The following is a 16796-nucleotide window of genomic DNA, read 5'->3' on the forward strand; positions in this document are numbered from 1 at the left end:
CTTGGAGAACCTGGTCCTCCAGGCCCTCAGCGGCCTGGCGAGCGCCTCTTCGCTCTTCCTCGTGGCCTCGGGCCTCACCGTCATCTTCGGCGTCAGCCGGGTGGTGAATTTTGCCCATGGCTCCTTCTACATGCTGGGGGCCTACCTCGCTTACACCTTGGTCACCCAGCTGCCGCGTGGCCATCTCGGCTTCTGGGGCGGGGTGGTCGGGGCGGCGCTGCTGGTCGGGCTGATCGGCTTGGCGGTGGAGGTGCTGCTGCTCCGCCGCATCTATCGCGCGCCTGAGCTGTTCCAGCTGCTCGCAACCTTCGGCGTGGTGCTGATCGTGCAGGAGCTGACGCAGATGGTCTGGGGTGCGCAGGACCTGCTCGGTCCCCGCGCCCCGGGGCTGCGCGGCAGCACCGAGATCCTTGGTCTCCGCTTCCCGCTCTACGAACTCTTTCTGATCGGCGTCGGGCCGGTGGTGCTCGGCCTGCTGCTTCTGCTTTTCCACCGCACGCGTTGGGGCACGCTGGTGCGCGCGGCGACGCAGGACCGGGAGATGGTCGGCGCGCTCGGCGTGAACCAGCGAATGCTCTTCACTTCGATCTTCTTCCTCGGCAGCCTGCTTGCTGGGCTCGGCGGGGCGCTGCAGCTGCCGCGCGAGAGCGTCAACCTGCACATGGATCTCTCCATTATCACCGAGGCCTTCGTCGTGGTGGTGGTGGGCGGGCTCGGCAGCCTGACGGGGGCGGCGCTGGCGGCGCTGTTGATCGGCGAGATGCATGCCTTCGGCATCCTCATCGCGCCGAAGATCACGCTGGTCCTCGTCTTCCTCGTGATGGCGCTGGTGCTGGTGGTGCGGCCGCACGGGCTGCTCGGCAAGCCGGAGGCGGCGGCGCGGGGCGGGCAGGGGAGTGCGGAGCCGATGATCGGCCCGGCACCCGGCCCGCTGCGCTGGTTGGCGCTCACCGCGCTCGGCCTGGCGGTCGTGGTGCCGCCCTTCCTCGGCGACTATGCGCTCTCCGTGCTGACGGAGCTGGCCACCGCCGTGCTCTTCGCGGCCAGCCTGCATCTCATCATGGGGCCGGGCGGGATGGCGAGCTTCGGCCATGCGGCCTATTTCGGTCTCGGCGCCTATGGGGCGGCGCTGGCGGCGCAATGGCTCGGTGCGCCGATGCTGGTCGGGCTGGCGCTGGCACCACTGGCGGCGGGCGTCTTCGGCCTGGTCTTTGGATATTTCTGCGTTCGCCTCTCTGGCGTCTATGCGGCGATGCTGACCCTGGCCTTCGCTCAGATCGCCTGGTCGGTCGCCTTCCAATGGGTGGAAGTGACGGGAGGCGACAACGGCATCCTCGGCGTCTGGCCGGATGCGTGGGCAGCGCCGAAGCTCGTCTTCTACTACCTCGCCTTGGCGCTCTGCCTCGGCGCAACCCTGCTGCTGCGGCGCGTCGTTCATGCGCCCTTCGGCTATGCGCTGCGGGCGCAGCGGGACAGCGCCTTGCGCGCCGAGGCAATCGGCATCAACGCCTTCCGCATCCGCTGGCTCGGCTTCGCCCTGGCGGCGGCAGCGGCAGGGATCGCGGGTGGACTATTCGCCTATGGCAAGGGCAGCGTCTTTCCGACCTTCATGGGCATTCCCCGCAGCGTCGATGCGCTGCTGATGGTGCTGCTGGGCGGGGTACAGACGCTGTCCGGCCCGATCATCGGCGCGCTCGCCTTCACCGGGCTGCAGGAGCAGCTGGTCAGGCTCACCGATCTCTGGCGGCTCATCCTCGGCGCTGTCATCGTGGCGTTGGTGCTGTTCTTCCCGCAGGGGCTGGCCGGGGCCGCCCGGGCGCGCTGGGAGGCTCGCCATGGCGACGCTTGAGGTTGCGGGGCTGGAGAAGAGCTTCGGCGGCGTGCGCGCCGTGCAGGGCGTCTCCTTCGCCGTAAGCCCCGGCGAGATGCTCGCGCTGATCGGGCCGAACGGTGCCGGCAAGTCCACCTGCTTCAACATGCTGAACGGGCAGCTCAAGCCGGATGCCGGCGCGGTGCGGCTGCTGGGGTGCGACATCACCGGGCTGGCGCCGCGGCAGGTCTGGCGGCTGGGCGTCGGGCGGACCTTCCAGATCACCGCCACCTTCGGCTCGATGACGGTGCTGGAGAACGTGCAGATGGCGCTGCTCTCGCACCATCGCCGGCTCGGCGAATTGTGGCGACCGGTGGCGCGGATGGATGCGGCGCCGGCGCGCGCGCTTCTGGAGCGGCTCGGCATGGCGGATCAGGCAGCGCGGCCCTGCGGCATCCTCGCCTATGGCGACCTGAAGCGGGTGGAACTCGCCATCGCGCTGGCCAATGAGCCGAAGCTGCTGCTGATGGACGAGCCGACGGCAGGGATGGCGCCGCAGGAGCGCATCTCCCTGATGGCGCTGACCGCCGGGATCGCGCGGGAGAGCGGCATCGCCGTACTCTTCACCGAGCATGACATGGACGTGGTCTTCGGCCATGCCGACCGCATCCTGGTGCTGGATCGCGGGCGGCTGATCGCCGAGGGGGCACCGGCCGCGGTCCGCGCCGACCCCAGGGTGCGCGAAGTCTATCTCGGCTCCGGTGCGGTGACAGGGGCCCATTGATGCTGCAGGTCGCCGGGCTCTCCGCCTATTACGGCCGGGCGCATATCCTCGACGATGTGGCGCTCGATGTTGGCGGCGGCGAGGTGGTCGTGCTGCTCGGCCGCAACGGCGCGGGCAAGAGCACGACGATGAAGGCGATCATGGGCCTCGTCCCGCCCTCCGCCGGCAACGTGCGCTTCGCCGGTGCCGAGATTGGCGGGCGGGAGCCCTTCGAGATCGCTCGCCTTGGCCTCGGCTATGTGCCGGAGGAGCGCCGGATCTTCACCGGACTTTCGGTGATGGAGAATCTGGAGGTGGGACGGCGGCCGGCCACGGCGGGGCTGCGGCCCTGGACGCCCGAGCGGCTCTTCGCTCTTTTCCCGAGCCTCGGCGCCATGCGGGACCGGCCCGGCGGGCGGATGAGCGGTGGCGAGCAGCAGATGCTCACCATCGCCCGCACACTGATGGGCAACCCGCGGCTGATCCTGCTCGATGAGCCAAGTGAGGGTCTGGCGCCGGTCGTCATCGAGCGCATGGCAGAGGCGATCCGGGCGCTGAAGGCGGAAGGGCTATCCATCCTGCTGTCCGAGCAGAACCTGCATTTCGCGCAGCTCGTGAGCGACCGGGCGACCATCATCGAGAAGGGACGCATCCGCTGGAGCGGCAGCATCGCTGAGTTGCTGGCGGCGGATGAGGTCAGGGAACAGTATCTGTCCGTATGAGCCCCCCTGCGCCGACGACGCGCACGGACTCGCCCAGTACCAGTGCGGCGCCCTCGATCAGCCCGGCGGAGAGCAGCGCCTCCGCCCGTGCTTCGCCGGCGTCGAGCGCCGCCTCGGCCACCTCCGCGGGCAGCGGCCCGACAGAGGTCGTCACCAGCCGTTCGCCGAGATCGCTGTCGGGGTCGAGTGAGGCGGCCGGGGCGCGGCGGATGGCTGGATGGTCGGCATCCACCGCATTGGCGATGACGGTCGCCGCGGCATCGGCTGCCGCCGCCCCGCGCGCCAGCACCGTCACCGCATCGGCGATGCCGAGCGAGAAGCTTCGCCCAGGCCAGCCGCTGGTGGCGATGCCGCGCACCGGGTCCTCGGCGCGGATGCGGATCAGCGCCTCCGGCACGGCGCGGGCGAGGTGAGGGACGACGCCGACCCGCAGGCTGGCTCCCGGGGCGAGGAAGAGGGCGATGTCGCCCCCGTTGTTGACATGCGCCGCGGTGAGGCCGGGCGTGGCGGCCAGCGCCGCCAGCACCTCCTCCGCCACCGCCCCGGCCACGGCCGCCATGGGCGTGATGAAGCCGGCGCGGAAGGGCCAGACTGCCTCCGCCATCCGGCGGGCAACGGGTCCGCCGACATCGGGGCGGTCGGGGCCGACAGGGGAGCGCAGCAGCGGCAGTTCCGCGACCAGCCCGGAGAGCAGCCCCTGGAAGGCGGCGGTGGCGCGAATGGCAGCTTCGGCGATGGCGGCGCGCGTGCCCTCGAAGCCGATCACCAGGTCGATCGGGCCCTCCTGGAGGTGCAGCCGGCCATCGGGGCGGGAGCTGGCTAGGGCGCCGGCCATGGATTCCCGTCGATCCAGGCTTCCTGCCGGGCGGTGCTGCCGTATTCGGCGAGGAGTTGCTCCAGCGGCACCGCATGGTCCACGTGCCCGCCGAGCCGGGCATAGAGATCGGCGCGCAGGGTGAACTCCATCGGCGCCACGAGGGCCGGCGTCGGCACATAGCCGAAGGCCCCGTCCGGCACCCGCAGCACATCCGCCATCACCGTGATGCCGCCCCCTGGCCAGAGCGTGCAGGGTGCTCCGCCGATGGTGACGCGGACCAGGGAGCGCTGCACCTCCCGCGTCAGCAGCACCGGGTTTTCGGTGACGCCCGCCCGGAGCGAGCCGCCGGCGCCGGCCATGAACAGGACGGAGGTCATCGCCGGTTCGCAATTCTCGCCGATGCGCTCGACGGTTTTCAGCACGTTGGGCGGCGTCGGCACCGGGACGGGGCGCAGCGCCTCGTCCAGTTCGACATAGAGGTGGTCCTCGCCCGTCGTGCTGGTCAGCAGCAGGCGGAGGCCGGGCCAGGCGGTCTTCGGGTCGATGCTCTCGATGACGGCGAGCGGATCCTTGATGTCGGTCCCGCCCCAGCCGTCCCCTGGATGCGCCACCTGGAAGTAGCGCCCAGGCGTCGAGCGCCTGCCGCGGACGCGGATGCCGGTGGGCGGCACGTCGAGGCACTTGCCGGCCTGATGCTCGGACAGCACGCCGGTGATGTGGTCATCGACCACGATCACCTCGTCCACATGCCCATGCCACTGCTGGGCGAAGATGCCGATGGCGGCGCTGCCGCAGCCGACCCGCATGCGCCGCTCCGGCACGCCGTCGACGATGGGTGCCTGGCCGGCCTGCAGCACCAGCGTCACCCCGCCGTCTATCGAGACCTCAACCGCCTGCTTGTTGCAAAGCGCCAGCATGGCCGCGCAGGTGACATTGCCCTCGCGCTTGGAGCCGCCGGTCAGGTGCCGCACGCCGCCGAGGCTCAGCATCTGGCTGCCATATTCGGCGGTGGTGACATGGCCGATCTGCTCGCCATCGACGCGGACGGCCGCCGTCTCCGGACCGAGATGCCGGTCGGTGTCGATCTTCACCTTGAGACCGCAATAGCTGAAGATGCCCTCGGTCACGACGGTGACGGTATCGACCCCTGCATGGCGCGAGCCGACGATGAAGGGCGCAGGCTTGTAGTCCGGATAGGTGGTCCCGGCGCCGATGGCGGAGACGAAGACCTCTTCCCGCGGCGCGAGCCCGCCGGCCCAGTCCTCCGAGCCTTCGAGGAAGGGTACTGTCCCGCCCCCTGTCTTGACCGCGCGCTGCATCAGCACCAGCGGGTCGGTGCGGACCAGGGCACCGTCCTGGTTGGCATAGCGGCTGCACGCGCCGCTGCGGCCTGGGCGGATGCGGCAGAGCACGGGGCAGGCGTCGCAGCGGACGATGCCCTCATTGCCCTCGCGGGCGCCGAAGAGGGCGGTGCGGTCGGTGCTCATCGGGCCGAACCATTCGTTGTGTCACTAACGAGTTTGCCAGCCCCGCCGCCCCGCCACAACGGAAATCATCCCATTCGCCGGAGGATGGCGCCAAGCCGCGTCTGCTCGTCCCGCGGCAGCGGAGCAAGGGTGGCGGCGGATACCGCCTTGGCTTTCTCCAACCAGCCCGGGAGGGCGGCCAGCGCCGCCGGCGTCAGCGCCACCAGCAGCATCCGCGCATCGGCGGGGTCGCGCTCCCGCACCACCAGACCGCGGGCCATCAGACGGGCGACGACGCCCTTCACCGTTGGCGGGTCCATCGCCAGCGACCGCCCGAGCAGGTTCTGCGAGAGCGGGCCGCGCCGCCACAGCACATGGAGGGCGGCGAATTGCATCGAGGTCGGCCCATCCTCCCCCATGATCCCCTGGAACAGGGCGAGGTGGCGCTGATAGGCCCGGCGCAGCAGGTGGCCCACCTGCTCCTCCAGCACATAGTCCTCCGGCTCCTCCATCCTCGCCTCCGCGTCGCATTTCGTTTCTAGGCTTACGAATGGGCCAGGGCTAGAGTGGCGCAGGGACATGGGAGGATCAGGCCATGGCGGTGGAACAGTCGTCGGGTCCGGCACGGGGCCGCATCCTGGTGCGGAATATCGGGCTGCTGCTCTCGGGCGACCTCGCCAACCCGGTGCTCGAAGCCGATTCCATCCTGATCGAGGACGGCAGGATCGTGGCCACCGGTCGCGCCGGGGAACTCGCCGATCGCGGCCCGGCCGACAGCGTCATTGACGCGCATGGCTGCGCCGTGGCGCCCGGGCTGGTCGACAGCCATGTCCATCCGGTAATCGGCGACTGGACGCCGCGGCAGAACCAGATGGGTTGGATCGAGAGCAACCTCCATGGCGGCGTCACCACCATGATCTCGGCCGGCGAGGTCCATCTGCCCGGGCGGCCGAAGGACATCGTCGGGCTGAAGGCGCTGGCCATCACCGCCCAGCGCGCCTTCTTCAACGCCCGCCCGGCCGGGGTGAAGGTGCTGGCCGGGGCTCCGGTGCTGGAGAAGGGCATGGTGGAGAGCGACTTCGCCGAACTCGCCGCCGCCGGCGTGACCCTGCTGGGCGAGGTCGGCCTCGGCTCGGTGAAGGCCGGCTACGAGGCGCGCGAGATGGTGGCCTGGGCGCGCAAGCATGGCATCCAGAGCACCATCCATACCGGCGGCCCCTCCATCCCCGGCAGCGGGCTGATCGACAAGGACACGGTGCTGGAGGCGGATGCCGACATCATCGGCCATATCAATGGTGGCCATACCAGCCTGCCCGAGGCGCATGTCTGCGAGCTCTGCGAGCGCAGCAGCCGCGCCATCGAGCTGGTCCACAACGGCAACGAACGGGTGGCGATCGCCGCAGTGCAGGCGGCGCGGGACCTGGGCCAGCTCCATCGCGTCATCCTCGGCACGGACAGCCCCGCCGGTTCCGGGGTCCAGCCGCTGGGCATCCTGCGGATGATCTCGCTGCTTTCCTCGCTGGGCGGCATCAAGGCAGATCAGGCTTTCGCCATGGCGACAGGCAATACCGCGCGCATTCGCAACCTTGATGCCGGGCTGATCGAGGCCGGCCGGGCAGCCGACCTTGTCTTCCTCGACCGGGCGCAGCACACGGCGGGGCGGGACCTGCTGCACAGCGTGGAGCTCGGCGACATCCCCGGCATCGGTGGCGTCATGATCGACGGCGTGATGCGCTGCGGCCGCAGCCGCAACACTCCGCCGGCCGAGCGGGTGCCGGAGACGCTCGGGCATTGATCCCCGGCTGGCGCCAGGGCCTCCGCAACGGGCTGGTCTTCGGTCTCCTGGCGCTGGGGGCGGTGATCGCCCTCAATGCAGGCGAGTTGCCTGGGCTCGGGGCGGTGCTGGCGGATCTGCCGGCGGCGGTTGGCATATCAGCCGCGGTGCATGTCCCGCAGATCCTGTTGACGGCAGCGGCCTGGCGGGCGCTTCTGCCGCCCGCGGCGCGGCCGCCCTTCCTAGTGATGGCGCAGCTCCGCTGGTACCGCGAATCGGCCAATGCCCTCGTGCCGGCCGGGGCGCTGGTCGGCCAGGCGGCGGCGGCGCGGCTGCTGTCGCGGCACGGGGTGTCCAGCCAGATGGCGGGGGCGACGGCGACCGTCGACCTGACATTGGAGGCCGTCTCGCAGCTCTTCTTCACCCTGGCCGGCGTCGCGCTGCTGCTGGGCGTCGGGGACGGGCCAGGGCTGCTCGGCTTTGCCGCGGCGGGCTTCGGGATCGCGCTGGCCGGGGCAGGGGCCATGGTGCTGTTCCAGCGCCGGCTGCCGCTGACCCTGCTGGAGCGCGGCCTCGGCCGGCTCGCCCGGCGCTGGCCGGCCATCGATCCCGGCTGGGTGCAGGGGTTGCAGGCGGCGATCCTCGAACTGCATGCGGATTGGCCACGGCTTGCGGTGGCGACCCTATGGCACACCCTGTCCTGGCTGCTCGGGGCGGTAGAGATCGCCGGCGTGCTCTGGCTGCTCGGCCACCCTATCACGCTCGCGGATGCGCTGGTGATCGAGAGCCTCGCCCAGGCCCTGCGGAATGTCGGCTTCATGTTGCCGGGGGCGCTGGCGGTGCAGGAGGGGGCGATCATCGGCGCCGCGGCGCTGGTCGGCGTGCCGGCCGCGGCGGCCCTCGCCGTGGCCCTGGTGCGGCGGGCGCGGGAGGTCTGCCTGAGCCTACCTGGCCTTATCGCTTGGCAGCGGGCGGAAACCGGGTCTATGCGTCCGGCTGAACCGAGGGATGGGTGATGGCGAGCAAGACATCGGGAGTGTTCGACCTGCTGCGGCTGGTGCCGCGCGGGGGGCCGGCGATCTGCAACGTCTCCGTCACCAATATGTGCAACGCCACCTGCGACTTCTGCAATTTCGCCCATAACAAGGGCTTCGTGAAGCATCGCAGCTGGTTGGATGCGGAGCGCTTCCCGGCCGCCCTGATCCGGTTGCGCGAGCAGGCCAATGTGCGCTTCGTCACCTTCATGGGTGGCGAGCCGCTACTGCACCCGAAGATCCTGGACATGGCGCGGGAGGCGACCGCGCAGGGCACGCAGCCGACCCTCGTCACCAATGGCTGGCTGCTGCCGCCCAAGGTGGATGACCTCGCGGCCGCCGGCATCACCACCCTGTTCATCTCCATCGACAGCGAGCACGCACATCTGCACGAGGAGAATCGCGGGCTTAAGGGCGTTTGCGCCCGCATCAGGGAGGCGAATACCCGGCTTGCCGCCAAGGGGGTGACGCCGATCGCCAGCGTCGCCATGACCCGGCTGGTAAAGGACTACGCGGCGCTCGGCCGCTTCCTGAAGGAGCTCGGCTTCTCCGCCGTCACCTTCTCCTATCCGCGGAAGGCAGCGCTTGGCTCCTCCTCCCTCGTCTACTCCGAGGATAGCGAGCTGGTGGACATGTCGCAGGCGGAGCTGCTGGCGGCCTTCGACGGAGTGGAGCAGGCCCGTGGCGTGATCCCGGTGCACAACCCTCGCGCCGCCATTGCCGACATGCGCCGCCGCCTTACCGGCCAGGGCGAGCGCTTCATCTGCCATGCCGGCTACAAATATTTCTACCTGGACTGGAATTACGATCTCTGGCGCTGCGAGGACTGGAAGGAGCCGCTTTCCTCGGTCTGGGACTTCACCCCGGACAAGGTGATGCGCGACGGCTGCCAGGCCTGCACCACCGATTGCTACCGCGATGCCAGCATCATGCTGCATTTCTCGGTCTCCATCGGCGACTCCTTCGCGCGGCTGAAGGAAGGGCGGCCGTTCGCGGCCGTTGCGGCGCTGGCGGACCGGCGCAATATCGGCTCACTCGGCGCCGTTATCGGCCATGGCGCGCGGCTGGCCAATCTGGCGGGAAGGGCCTGAGGTGATGGCGGCGGTGATCCGGAAGCTCGTGGTGCTGCTGGACGAGACGCGGCGGGAGATGGGGCGCGACCTGCCTCACCCGATCCGCCGCGCCGTCGCCTGCGCCGTCATCGAGAACCCCTTCGCCGGCCGCTATGAGGAAGACCTGTCTGAGCTGATCGCGCAGGGTGAGGCGCTCGGGGCGCTGCTGGCGGAGCGTTGCATCACCGCCCTCGGCATCCCCGGCGAGCAGGTGGAGAGCTTCGGCAAGGCCGCCGTGGTGGGGGAGGCGGGAGAGTTGGAGCATGCTGCCGCCCTGCTGCACCCGAAGATGGGCGCGCCGGTGCGGGCCGTGCTCGGCAAGGGGCCGGCGCTGATCCCCTCGGCCAAGAAGGCGGGCGGGCCGGGGACGACCATCGACGTGCCGCTCGGCCACAAGGACGCCGCGTTCGTCCGCAGCCATTTCGATGCCATCGAGGCGCGGATCCCGGACGCGCCGCGGGCGGGAGAGATCCTGCTCTGCCTGGCGCTGACCGGTGGCGGGCGGCCGCTGCCCCGTATCGGTGGGCTGACCAAGGCGGAGATCATCGGCAAGGACGGCCTTCGCTAGTCGCGGAGAACGCCCTCCAGCGCCAGGCGGGTGTGCAGCGCGACGAGTTCCGGGGGGGATAGCCGCCCGTCGGGACGATACCAGGTGCAGATACCGGTCAGCATGGCGAGCATGGCGAAGGCGGTGATCCGTGCATCGCCGAGGCGGAGCAAGCCAGCTGCGGCCGCTTCCTCCAGCAGGCCGGTCAGCCGTGCCTCATACTCGTGCCGCATGCCGATGATCCGCGCCGCATTGGACGGGTCGAGGGCGCGCAGCTCGAAATTGGCGATATAGACCTCGCGCTTCCGCTCCAAGTGATAGAGCACATGGTGCCCGATGAAGGCCTTCAGCCGGGCCATCGGTTCCGGTCCGGCGGCCGCCAGGGCGGCATCGGTCTGCTCCAACAGCGCCGTCATGTGCTCCAGCATCAGGTCGAAAAGCAGGCCCTGCTTGGTCGTCATGTGGTTGTAGAGCGAGGCCGGGCTGATGCCGACTGCGGCCGCCAGTTCGCGCAGGTTCATGGCAGCGAAGCCCTGCTCGTGGATCAGCCGCAGCGCGGCCTGGCGGATGGCCGCCGCCGTGCGCTCGCCACTGGATCCCGTGATGCGGGCCATCGTGCTGGACGTCTCCCAAGTCGGGGTGCAGGCTGGCGTTGGAAACCTCTTGCGGTCAACCCGAAAACGAACATATGTTCGTTTAGCAGCGGGGACCATAATCCCGCCGGGGAGGGACCGATCGTGGCCGCAAATGCGCCTCATCGCCTGAGTCATGGCTGAGCCGGGCACGACAATCCTCGCCGCCGAAGGCGTTACGCTTCGCTTCGGTGGCGTTCGGGCTCTTGCCGACGTTTCCTTCGAGGTCAGGGCGGGCGAAGTCTTCTCGATCATCGGCCCGAACGGCGCTGGCAAGACCTCCATGGTCAATTGCGTTTCCGGTCGCTACCGCCCGACCTCCGGGCGCATCCGCTTCGACGGCGCCGACATCACCCGCTTGCCGACGCGCAAGCGCGCTGCCATCGGCATCGGCCGCACCTTCCAGAACCTGGCGCTGTTTGGCCATATGAGCGTGCTCGACAACATCATGGTCGGCCGTCACCACCTGATGCGGCACGGCTTCCTTACCGGCATGCCCTACTGGCTGGGCGGGGCGCAGCGCGAGGAGATCGTGCATCGGCGCGAGGTCGAGGAGATCATCGATTTTCTCGAGATCCAGCATGTGCGGAAGGCGCCGGCCGGCACGCTCTCCTATGGGTTGCGCAAGCGGGTGGAACTGGCCCGCGCCATCGCGCTGCGCCCGAAGCTGATCCTCCTCGACGAGCCGATGGCCGGGATGAACCTTGAGGAGAAGGAGGACATGGCCCGCTACATCCTCGACCTCAACGAGGAATGGGGCATGACCGTGCTGATGATCGAGCACGACATGGGCGTGGTGATGGACATCTCCCACCGCGTCATGGTCCTCGACTTTGGCAAGAAGATCGCCGAGGGCTCGCCGCAGGAGGTGCTGGCCGACCCGCATGTACGACGCGCCTACCTTGGCGAGGCGGATGAGGTGGTGAGCGAACCGGAAGAGGCGCTCGCGCCATGAGCGAGGCCGACACCCTGCCGAAGCTGCTTTCCCACAACGCCACGGTGGCAGGGCGGGAGGTGGCGATGCGCGAGAAGCATCTCGGCATCTGGCGCAGCTTCACCTGGGCTGACGTGGACGCGCGGACGCGGAGCATCGCGCTCGGGCTGCGCGCACTCGGCCTCGGCGCTGGCGATGTCATCGGTCTGATCGGCGACAACCGCCCGGACTGGGTGATGGGCGAGGTCGCTGCGCACGCCATCGGCGCCCGTTCGCTCGGCATCTACCGTGACGCGCTGGACGACGAGGTTGCCTACCTGCTGGAGCATAGCGCCGCCGCGGCGGTGATCGCCGAGGATGAGGAGCAGGTCGACAAGCTGCTCAACCTCGAGGGTCGGGCGCCGGCGCTGCGCCACATCTTCTACATGGACCCGCGCGGCATGCGGAAGCACGCCGACCCCCGCCTCATGCCGATCGAGGAACTCGTGCAGCGTGGCGAGGCGGCGCATGCGGCGGATGGAAGCGCCTATGCCACGCTGGTCGCCGCGACGCGGGGCGAGGAGGTGGCAATCCTCTGCACCACCTCCGGCACGACCGCGCGGCCGAAGCTGGCCATGCTGCAGGGCGGTGCGCTGATCCGCCATTGCGCCTCCTATATGGGCGCAGATCCGAAGGGGCCGGAGGACGAGTATGTCTCCGTCCTGCCCTTGCCCTGGATCATGGAGCAGATCTACGTCCTCGGCTTCGGCCTGCTGGCTCGGATGAAGGTGAACTTCGTCGAGGAGCCGGAGACGATGATGGCCGACTTCCGCGAGATCGGCCCGACATTCGTCCTCTTCGCCCCGCGGCTCTGGGAGCAGATTGCCGCCGATGTCCGGGCGCGGGTGATGGATGCCTCGCCGCTGAAGCGCCATATGTTCGAACTCGCCATGAAGCGCGGACTGGCGGCGCTTGATGGGGGCAAACGCTCGTCGCTCGCCAACCAGCTGCTGTTTCGTGCGCTGCGTGACCGGCTTGGCTTCAGCAACCTGCGCTCGGCGGCGACGGGCGGCGCGGCGCTCGGGCCGGACACCTTCCGCTTCTTCCTCGCCATGGGCGTGCCGCTGCGCCAGCTCTACGGCCAGACGGAGCTGCTCGGCGCCTATACCATCCACCGTGCGGCTGATGTGAATTTCGACACGGTCGGCGTCCCGTTCGACGAGAGCGTCGAGATCCGTATCGACCAGCCGGACCATAACGGCGTCGGCGAGATCGTCACCCGCCATCCGAACATGTTCTGCGGCTATCTCGGCCAAGGCGAGCCGGGCGATGTGCGCGAAGGGTGGATGCATACCGGTGACGCCGGCTTTTTCGACAAGGCCGGCCATTTGGTAGTGATAGATCGCATTAAGGACATCGCCACGACCAGCCGCGGCGACCGCTTCAGCCCGCAATATATCGAGAACAAGCTGAAATTCAGCCCCTATGTCGCGGAGGCCGTGGTACTTGGCGACGGGCGGCCGCATCTCACGGCGATCATCTGCATCCGGTTTCCCATCGTATCGAAATGGGCCGAGCGCAACCGCATCGCCTTCACCACCTATACCGACCTGTCCGCCCGCGACCAGGTGCTGGAGCTGCTGCGCGCCGAGGTTGCCCGGGTGAACAGCACCCTGCCGGAGCCGCAGCGCATCCGCGACTTCGTACTGCTCTACAAGGAGCTCGATGCGGATGACGAGGAGCTGACGCGCACCCGCAAGGTCCGGCGCGGCGTGATCAACCAGAAATATGCCGACATCATCGCCGCTCTCTACGGCGGCGAGCGGGCGATCCCGGTGGACACCACCATCGCCTTCCAAGACGGCACGCGGCAGCGCATCCGCACCACACTGCACGTGGTCTCGATGGATGCGCCGGCAATGGCGCAGGCGGCGGAGTAGGGCGATGGACTGGACGCTTCTGCTGCAACTGACGCTCAACGGCCTCATCGTCGGTGCGCTCTACGGCGTCGTCGCCATGAGCTTCGTGCTGATCTACAAGGCAAGCCAGGTGGTGAACTTCGCTCAGGGCGAGTTCCTGCTGGTCGGCGCCTGGGTCTGCTGGTGGCTGCTGACGGAATGGCAGCTGCCCTTCTGGGCCGGCTTCCTCGTCACCCTCGCCTTCATGACGCTGTTCGGCATGATCCTGCAGGTGGTGGTGCTGCGGCCGCTGATCGGCGAGCCGGTCATCAGCGTCATCATGGCGACGATCGGACTCGGCATCTTCTTCCAGGCGCTGATGAAGTGGATCTTCGGCGTCTTCGCCAAGCCCTTTCCGCCGATCTTCAGCACCGAGCGCGTGAACCTGCTCGGGCTCGAGGTGCAGACAGCCTATCTGATGTCGCTTGGCATTTCCGTGCTCATCATGGCGGGCTTCGCCTGGTTTTTCACCGCTTCGAAGCACGGGCTGGCGATGCGCGCGACGGCCTTCGACCAGCAGGTGGCGCAATCCCTCGGCATCTCCGTGCCGAAGGTCTTCGCCATGTCCTGGGCGATCTCGGCCGTGGTCTCGGCTGTCGCCGGCGTGGTGGTGGGGGTGGTGAACGGCGTTTCCTCGGCGCTCTCGTTCTACGGCATCAAGGTTTTCCCCGCCGTGATCCTCGGCGGCCTCGACAGCGTCATCGGTGCGGTGCTCGGCGGGCTGATCGTCGGCGTGCTGGAAAACTGGGCGCAGTACCTCGATGCCGGTTGGCTGAACTGGGGCAACATGGTCACCATCGCACCCTTCTACGCCCTCATCGTCATCCTGCTGATCAAGCCCTACGGGCTCTTCGGCACCAAGAACATCGAGCGCGTCTGATGGATCTCGCACCGGCCGGCGAATACCGCAGCAGCTACCGGGAGGACATGACGATCTTCCCGACGCGGAACAGCCGCCGCGCCGTGCTGCTCGGCCTGGTTCTCGCCTGCGGGCTGCCATTCCTGCTGGGGCGCTATGAGCTTGGCCTGCTGATCAATATCGGCACGCTCGGCATTGCGGCGCTCGGCCTCAACATCCTGGTCGGCTTCACCGGGCAGATCAGCATCGGCCATGCCGCCTTCTTCGGCTTCGGGGCCTTTGCCTCCGCCTGGCTGCATGAGCGCTGGCACATCCCGGTCGCGCTCTGCATCCCTATTGCGGGAGTGATGACGGCGGTGGTCGGCCTCATCTTCGGCGCGCCCGCGGGGCGGCTGAAAGGGCTCTACCTCGCCATAGCGACGCTCGCTGCGCAGTTCATCCTCGAGGATTTCTTCGCCCGCGCCCAGTGGTTCACCGGCGGCGTCGCAGGGCGCATCACCGAGCCTTTCGCGCTTGGCAACTGGGTGGCTGACCGCGAGGAAAGCTATTTCTACGTCGTTCTGGCCTATGTCGTGGTGATGTATCTCGGCGCCGCGAACCTGATCCGTACCCGCGACGGGAGGGCGCTGGTTGCCGTGCGCGACCACTATCTGAGCGCCGAGGTGATGGGCATCAACCTCGCCTATTACCGCACGCTCTCCTTCGGCATCGCCTCCTTCTATGCCGGCATCGGCGGCGCGCTCTACGCGCATTACCTGCTCTTCGTCAGCGTGGAGGCCTTCAACATCCTCTTCTCCATCCAGTTCCTCGGCATGGTCATCATCGGCGGCCTGGGCAGCGTGATGGGGAGCCTGATGGGCGCGGCCTTCATGGTGCTGCTGCCCGAGGTCGTGCAGGCCGGGGCGGATGCGCTTTCCGGCAGCGCCATCGACCGAGCGCTGAAGCTCGGCGCCTCCATCTCCTTCCTGCGCGAGATGGCGGTTGGCGCCGCGATCATCCTTTTCCTGATCTTTGAGCCGGACGGCCTCGCACACCGCTGGCGGCTGATCAAATCCTACTGGAAGCTCTACCCGTATTCGCACTGATGGGGAGGACAAGAATGACAATGAGAACGACGATCCTCGGCTTGGCTGCCGCCATGACGCTGACCTTGCCAGCGGCGGCGCAGCCGATCCCGGTCGGGCACCTGATGGATCTTTCGGGCGCCACCAGCGATGTCGGCACGCCCTTCGCGCAGGGCGTCAATGATACCTGGGCCTGGATCAACCGCACGCGCAACGGCATTGCCGGGCGCCAGGTGAATGCCCTCGCCTTCGACTACGGCTATCAGGCACCGCGCGCCGTCAGCCAATACCAGGCCTGGAGCCGCGATCGCGTCGTCGCCATCAACGGCTGGGGCACGGCGGATACAGAGGCGTTGGTGCGCTTCGTCACACGCGACCGCGTGCCCTATGTCTCCGGCTCCTACTCGGCAGCGCTCACCGATGCCGGCGGCAAGTCCGGCCGGCAGGGTGTCGAGCCGGCGCCCTACAACTTCTTCTACGGTCCTTCCTATTCCGATTCGCTGCGGGCGATGCTGATCTGGGCGGCGGAGGACTGGAAGGCGCGGGGCGGGCAGGGCAAGCCGAAATACGTCCATATGGGCGGCAATCACCCCTACCCGAACTCGCCCAAGGCGGCGGGCGAGGCGCTGGCCGCGGAGCTCAGCTTTGAGGTCCTGCCGGCCATCGTTTTCGCCCTCACACCGGGCGACTACACGGCGCAATGCCTGACGTTGAAGCAACAAGGCGCGAACTACGCCTATCTCGGCAACACGGCGGGCTCCAATATCTCCGTCCTGCGCGCCTGCCAGGCGGCCGGCGTAAATGTGCAGTTCATGGGCAATGTCTGGGGCATGGACGAGAATGCCATGAAAGCCGCAGGCACTGCGGCGAATGGCGTGATCTTCCCGGTGCGCACCGCCGCGGTCTGGGGCCAGCAGGCGCCCGGCATGGCGAGTGTGCAGGCGATCAGCCGCATCTCCGACCAGACGGGCACTGCCTACCGTCCCGTGCATTACCTCACCGGCATCTGCAGCGCCATGCTGCTGGCCGAGGCGATGGACAGCGCCGTGGCGAATGGCGGCCAGGTCACGGGCGAGCGCATCCGTGACGGCTTCTACGCGCGGCAGAACTGGGTGCCGAACGGTTTCGACGGTGTCTGCGCGCCTTCCAACTTCACCCCGGCCGATCACCGCGGCCAGCTCACCGTCGCCCTGTACCGCGCCCGCGTTACTGGCGACACCAGCCAGGGCAATGTGGGGGAGCTGATGCAGAACGGCACGATGCGACTGGAACAGGTGAAGACGGTGACGCTCGACCGCCGTGCCGACTGGCTGGGCTGGTAGCGC

Annotated in this window: 16 protein-coding genes; 12 read left to right on the top strand and 4 right to left on the bottom strand. The window is 68.6% G+C overall.

The window, feature by feature from the left end:
- Position 1 precedes the first annotated feature (1 nt).
- The 3 genes from JMJ56_RS21370 to JMJ56_RS21380 are packed head-to-tail and all read left to right on the top strand — an operon-like array spanning position 2 to position 3295.
- Positions 2–1849 (top strand): ABC transporter permease, encoded by a 1848-nt coding sequence (locus JMJ56_RS21370; protein ID WP_202833805.1) that lies wholly within the window; start codon positions 2–4, stop codon positions 1847–1849.
- On the top strand, positions 1836–2594 hold the full coding sequence (locus JMJ56_RS21375; protein ID WP_202833806.1) for an ABC transporter ATP-binding protein: 759 nt from the start codon (positions 1836–1838) through the stop codon (positions 2592–2594). The genes JMJ56_RS21370 and JMJ56_RS21375 overlap by 14 nt, the downstream gene beginning before the upstream one ends.
- The gene (locus JMJ56_RS21380) at positions 2594–3295 is read left to right on the top strand and encodes an ABC transporter ATP-binding protein (protein ID WP_202833807.1); all 702 of its coding nucleotides are present in this window, start codon (positions 2594–2596) and stop codon (positions 3293–3295) included. Before JMJ56_RS21375 ends, JMJ56_RS21380 begins: the two co-directional genes overlap by 1 nt.
- Here the strand turns inward: JMJ56_RS21380 and JMJ56_RS21385 are convergent.
- From JMJ56_RS21385 to JMJ56_RS21395, 3 genes are all read right to left on the bottom strand, one after another.
- A complete protein-coding gene (locus JMJ56_RS21385; protein ID WP_202833808.1) occupies positions 3270–4130 on the bottom strand; it encodes a UPF0280 family protein in 861 nt (286 codons plus the stop codon). The two genes, JMJ56_RS21380 and JMJ56_RS21385, sit on opposite strands and share 26 nt — an antisense overlap.
- On the bottom strand, positions 4115–5599 hold the full coding sequence (locus tag JMJ56_RS21390) for a 6-hydroxynicotinate reductase (RefSeq protein WP_202833809.1): 1485 nt from the start codon (positions 5597–5599) through the stop codon (positions 4115–4117). The genes JMJ56_RS21385 and JMJ56_RS21390 overlap by 16 nt, the downstream gene beginning before the upstream one ends.
- 65 nt (positions 5600–5664) lie before the next feature.
- Complete coding sequence (locus tag JMJ56_RS21395) at positions 5665–6090, bottom strand: MarR family winged helix-turn-helix transcriptional regulator (RefSeq protein WP_202833810.1); 426 nt, start codon at positions 6088–6090, stop codon at positions 5665–5667.
- Positions 6091–6173: 83 nt separating this feature from the next.
- Between JMJ56_RS21395 and JMJ56_RS21400 the strand changes: the two genes are divergently transcribed.
- Genes JMJ56_RS21400 through JMJ56_RS21415 form a run of 4 tightly spaced genes read left to right on the top strand, consistent with a single transcriptional unit; the run spans position 6174 to position 10066 of the window.
- Positions 6174–7373 carry an amidohydrolase family protein gene (locus tag JMJ56_RS21400; protein WP_202833811.1) on the top strand — a complete coding sequence of 400 codons (1200 nt, stop codon included), beginning with the start codon at positions 6174–6176 and terminating at the stop codon, positions 7371–7373.
- Positions 7370–8368: a lysylphosphatidylglycerol synthase domain-containing protein gene (locus JMJ56_RS21405; protein ID WP_202833812.1), complete on the top strand. Its 999-nt coding sequence runs from the start codon at positions 7370–7372 to the stop codon at positions 8366–8368. The genes JMJ56_RS21400 and JMJ56_RS21405 overlap by 4 nt, the downstream gene beginning before the upstream one ends.
- Positions 8368–9477, top strand: coding sequence for a radical SAM protein (locus JMJ56_RS21410; RefSeq protein WP_202833813.1), 1110 nt, complete (start codon positions 8368–8370; stop codon positions 9475–9477). The genes JMJ56_RS21405 and JMJ56_RS21410 overlap by 1 nt, the downstream gene beginning before the upstream one ends.
- Before the next feature lie 4 nt (positions 9478–9481).
- Positions 9482–10066 (top strand): amino acid synthesis family protein, encoded by a 585-nt coding sequence (locus JMJ56_RS21415; protein WP_202833814.1) that lies wholly within the window; start codon positions 9482–9484, stop codon positions 10064–10066.
- On the opposite strand, the gene JMJ56_RS21420 is transcribed toward JMJ56_RS21415, so the two are convergent.
- Positions 10063–10659: a TetR/AcrR family transcriptional regulator gene (locus JMJ56_RS21420; RefSeq protein WP_202833815.1), complete on the bottom strand. Its 597-nt coding sequence runs from the start codon at positions 10657–10659 to the stop codon at positions 10063–10065. The two genes, JMJ56_RS21415 and JMJ56_RS21420, sit on opposite strands and share 4 nt — an antisense overlap.
- Positions 10660–10813: 154 nt before the next feature.
- Here JMJ56_RS21420 and JMJ56_RS21425 point away from each other — a divergent pair, with 154 nt between their 5' ends.
- The 5 genes from JMJ56_RS21425 to JMJ56_RS21445 are packed head-to-tail and all read left to right on the top strand — an operon-like array spanning position 10814 to position 16793.
- Positions 10814–11632: an ABC transporter ATP-binding protein gene (locus JMJ56_RS21425; protein WP_202833816.1), complete on the top strand. Its 819-nt coding sequence runs from the start codon at positions 10814–10816 to the stop codon at positions 11630–11632.
- A complete protein-coding gene (locus JMJ56_RS21430; RefSeq protein WP_202833817.1) occupies positions 11629–13530 on the top strand; it encodes a long-chain fatty acid--CoA ligase in 1902 nt (633 codons plus the stop codon). Before JMJ56_RS21425 ends, JMJ56_RS21430 begins: the two co-directional genes overlap by 4 nt.
- A 4-nt stretch (positions 13531–13534) precedes the next feature.
- Positions 13535–14428 (top strand): branched-chain amino acid ABC transporter permease, encoded by an 894-nt coding sequence (locus tag JMJ56_RS21435; RefSeq protein ID WP_202833818.1) that lies wholly within the window; start codon positions 13535–13537, stop codon positions 14426–14428.
- Complete coding sequence (locus JMJ56_RS21440; RefSeq protein ID WP_202833819.1) at positions 14428–15492, top strand: branched-chain amino acid ABC transporter permease; 1065 nt, start codon at positions 14428–14430, stop codon at positions 15490–15492. The genes JMJ56_RS21435 and JMJ56_RS21440 overlap by 1 nt, the downstream gene beginning before the upstream one ends.
- Positions 15493–15512: 20 nt before the next feature.
- Complete coding sequence (locus JMJ56_RS21445; protein WP_328702443.1) at positions 15513–16793, top strand: ABC transporter substrate-binding protein; 1281 nt, start codon at positions 15513–15515, stop codon at positions 16791–16793.
- Positions 16794–16796: the final 3 nt, after the last annotated feature.

The organism is Belnapia arida, from assembly GCF_016773205.1.
In the GTDB taxonomy this organism is placed as follows: Bacteria; Pseudomonadota; Alphaproteobacteria; order Acetobacterales; family Acetobacteraceae; genus Belnapia; species Belnapia arida.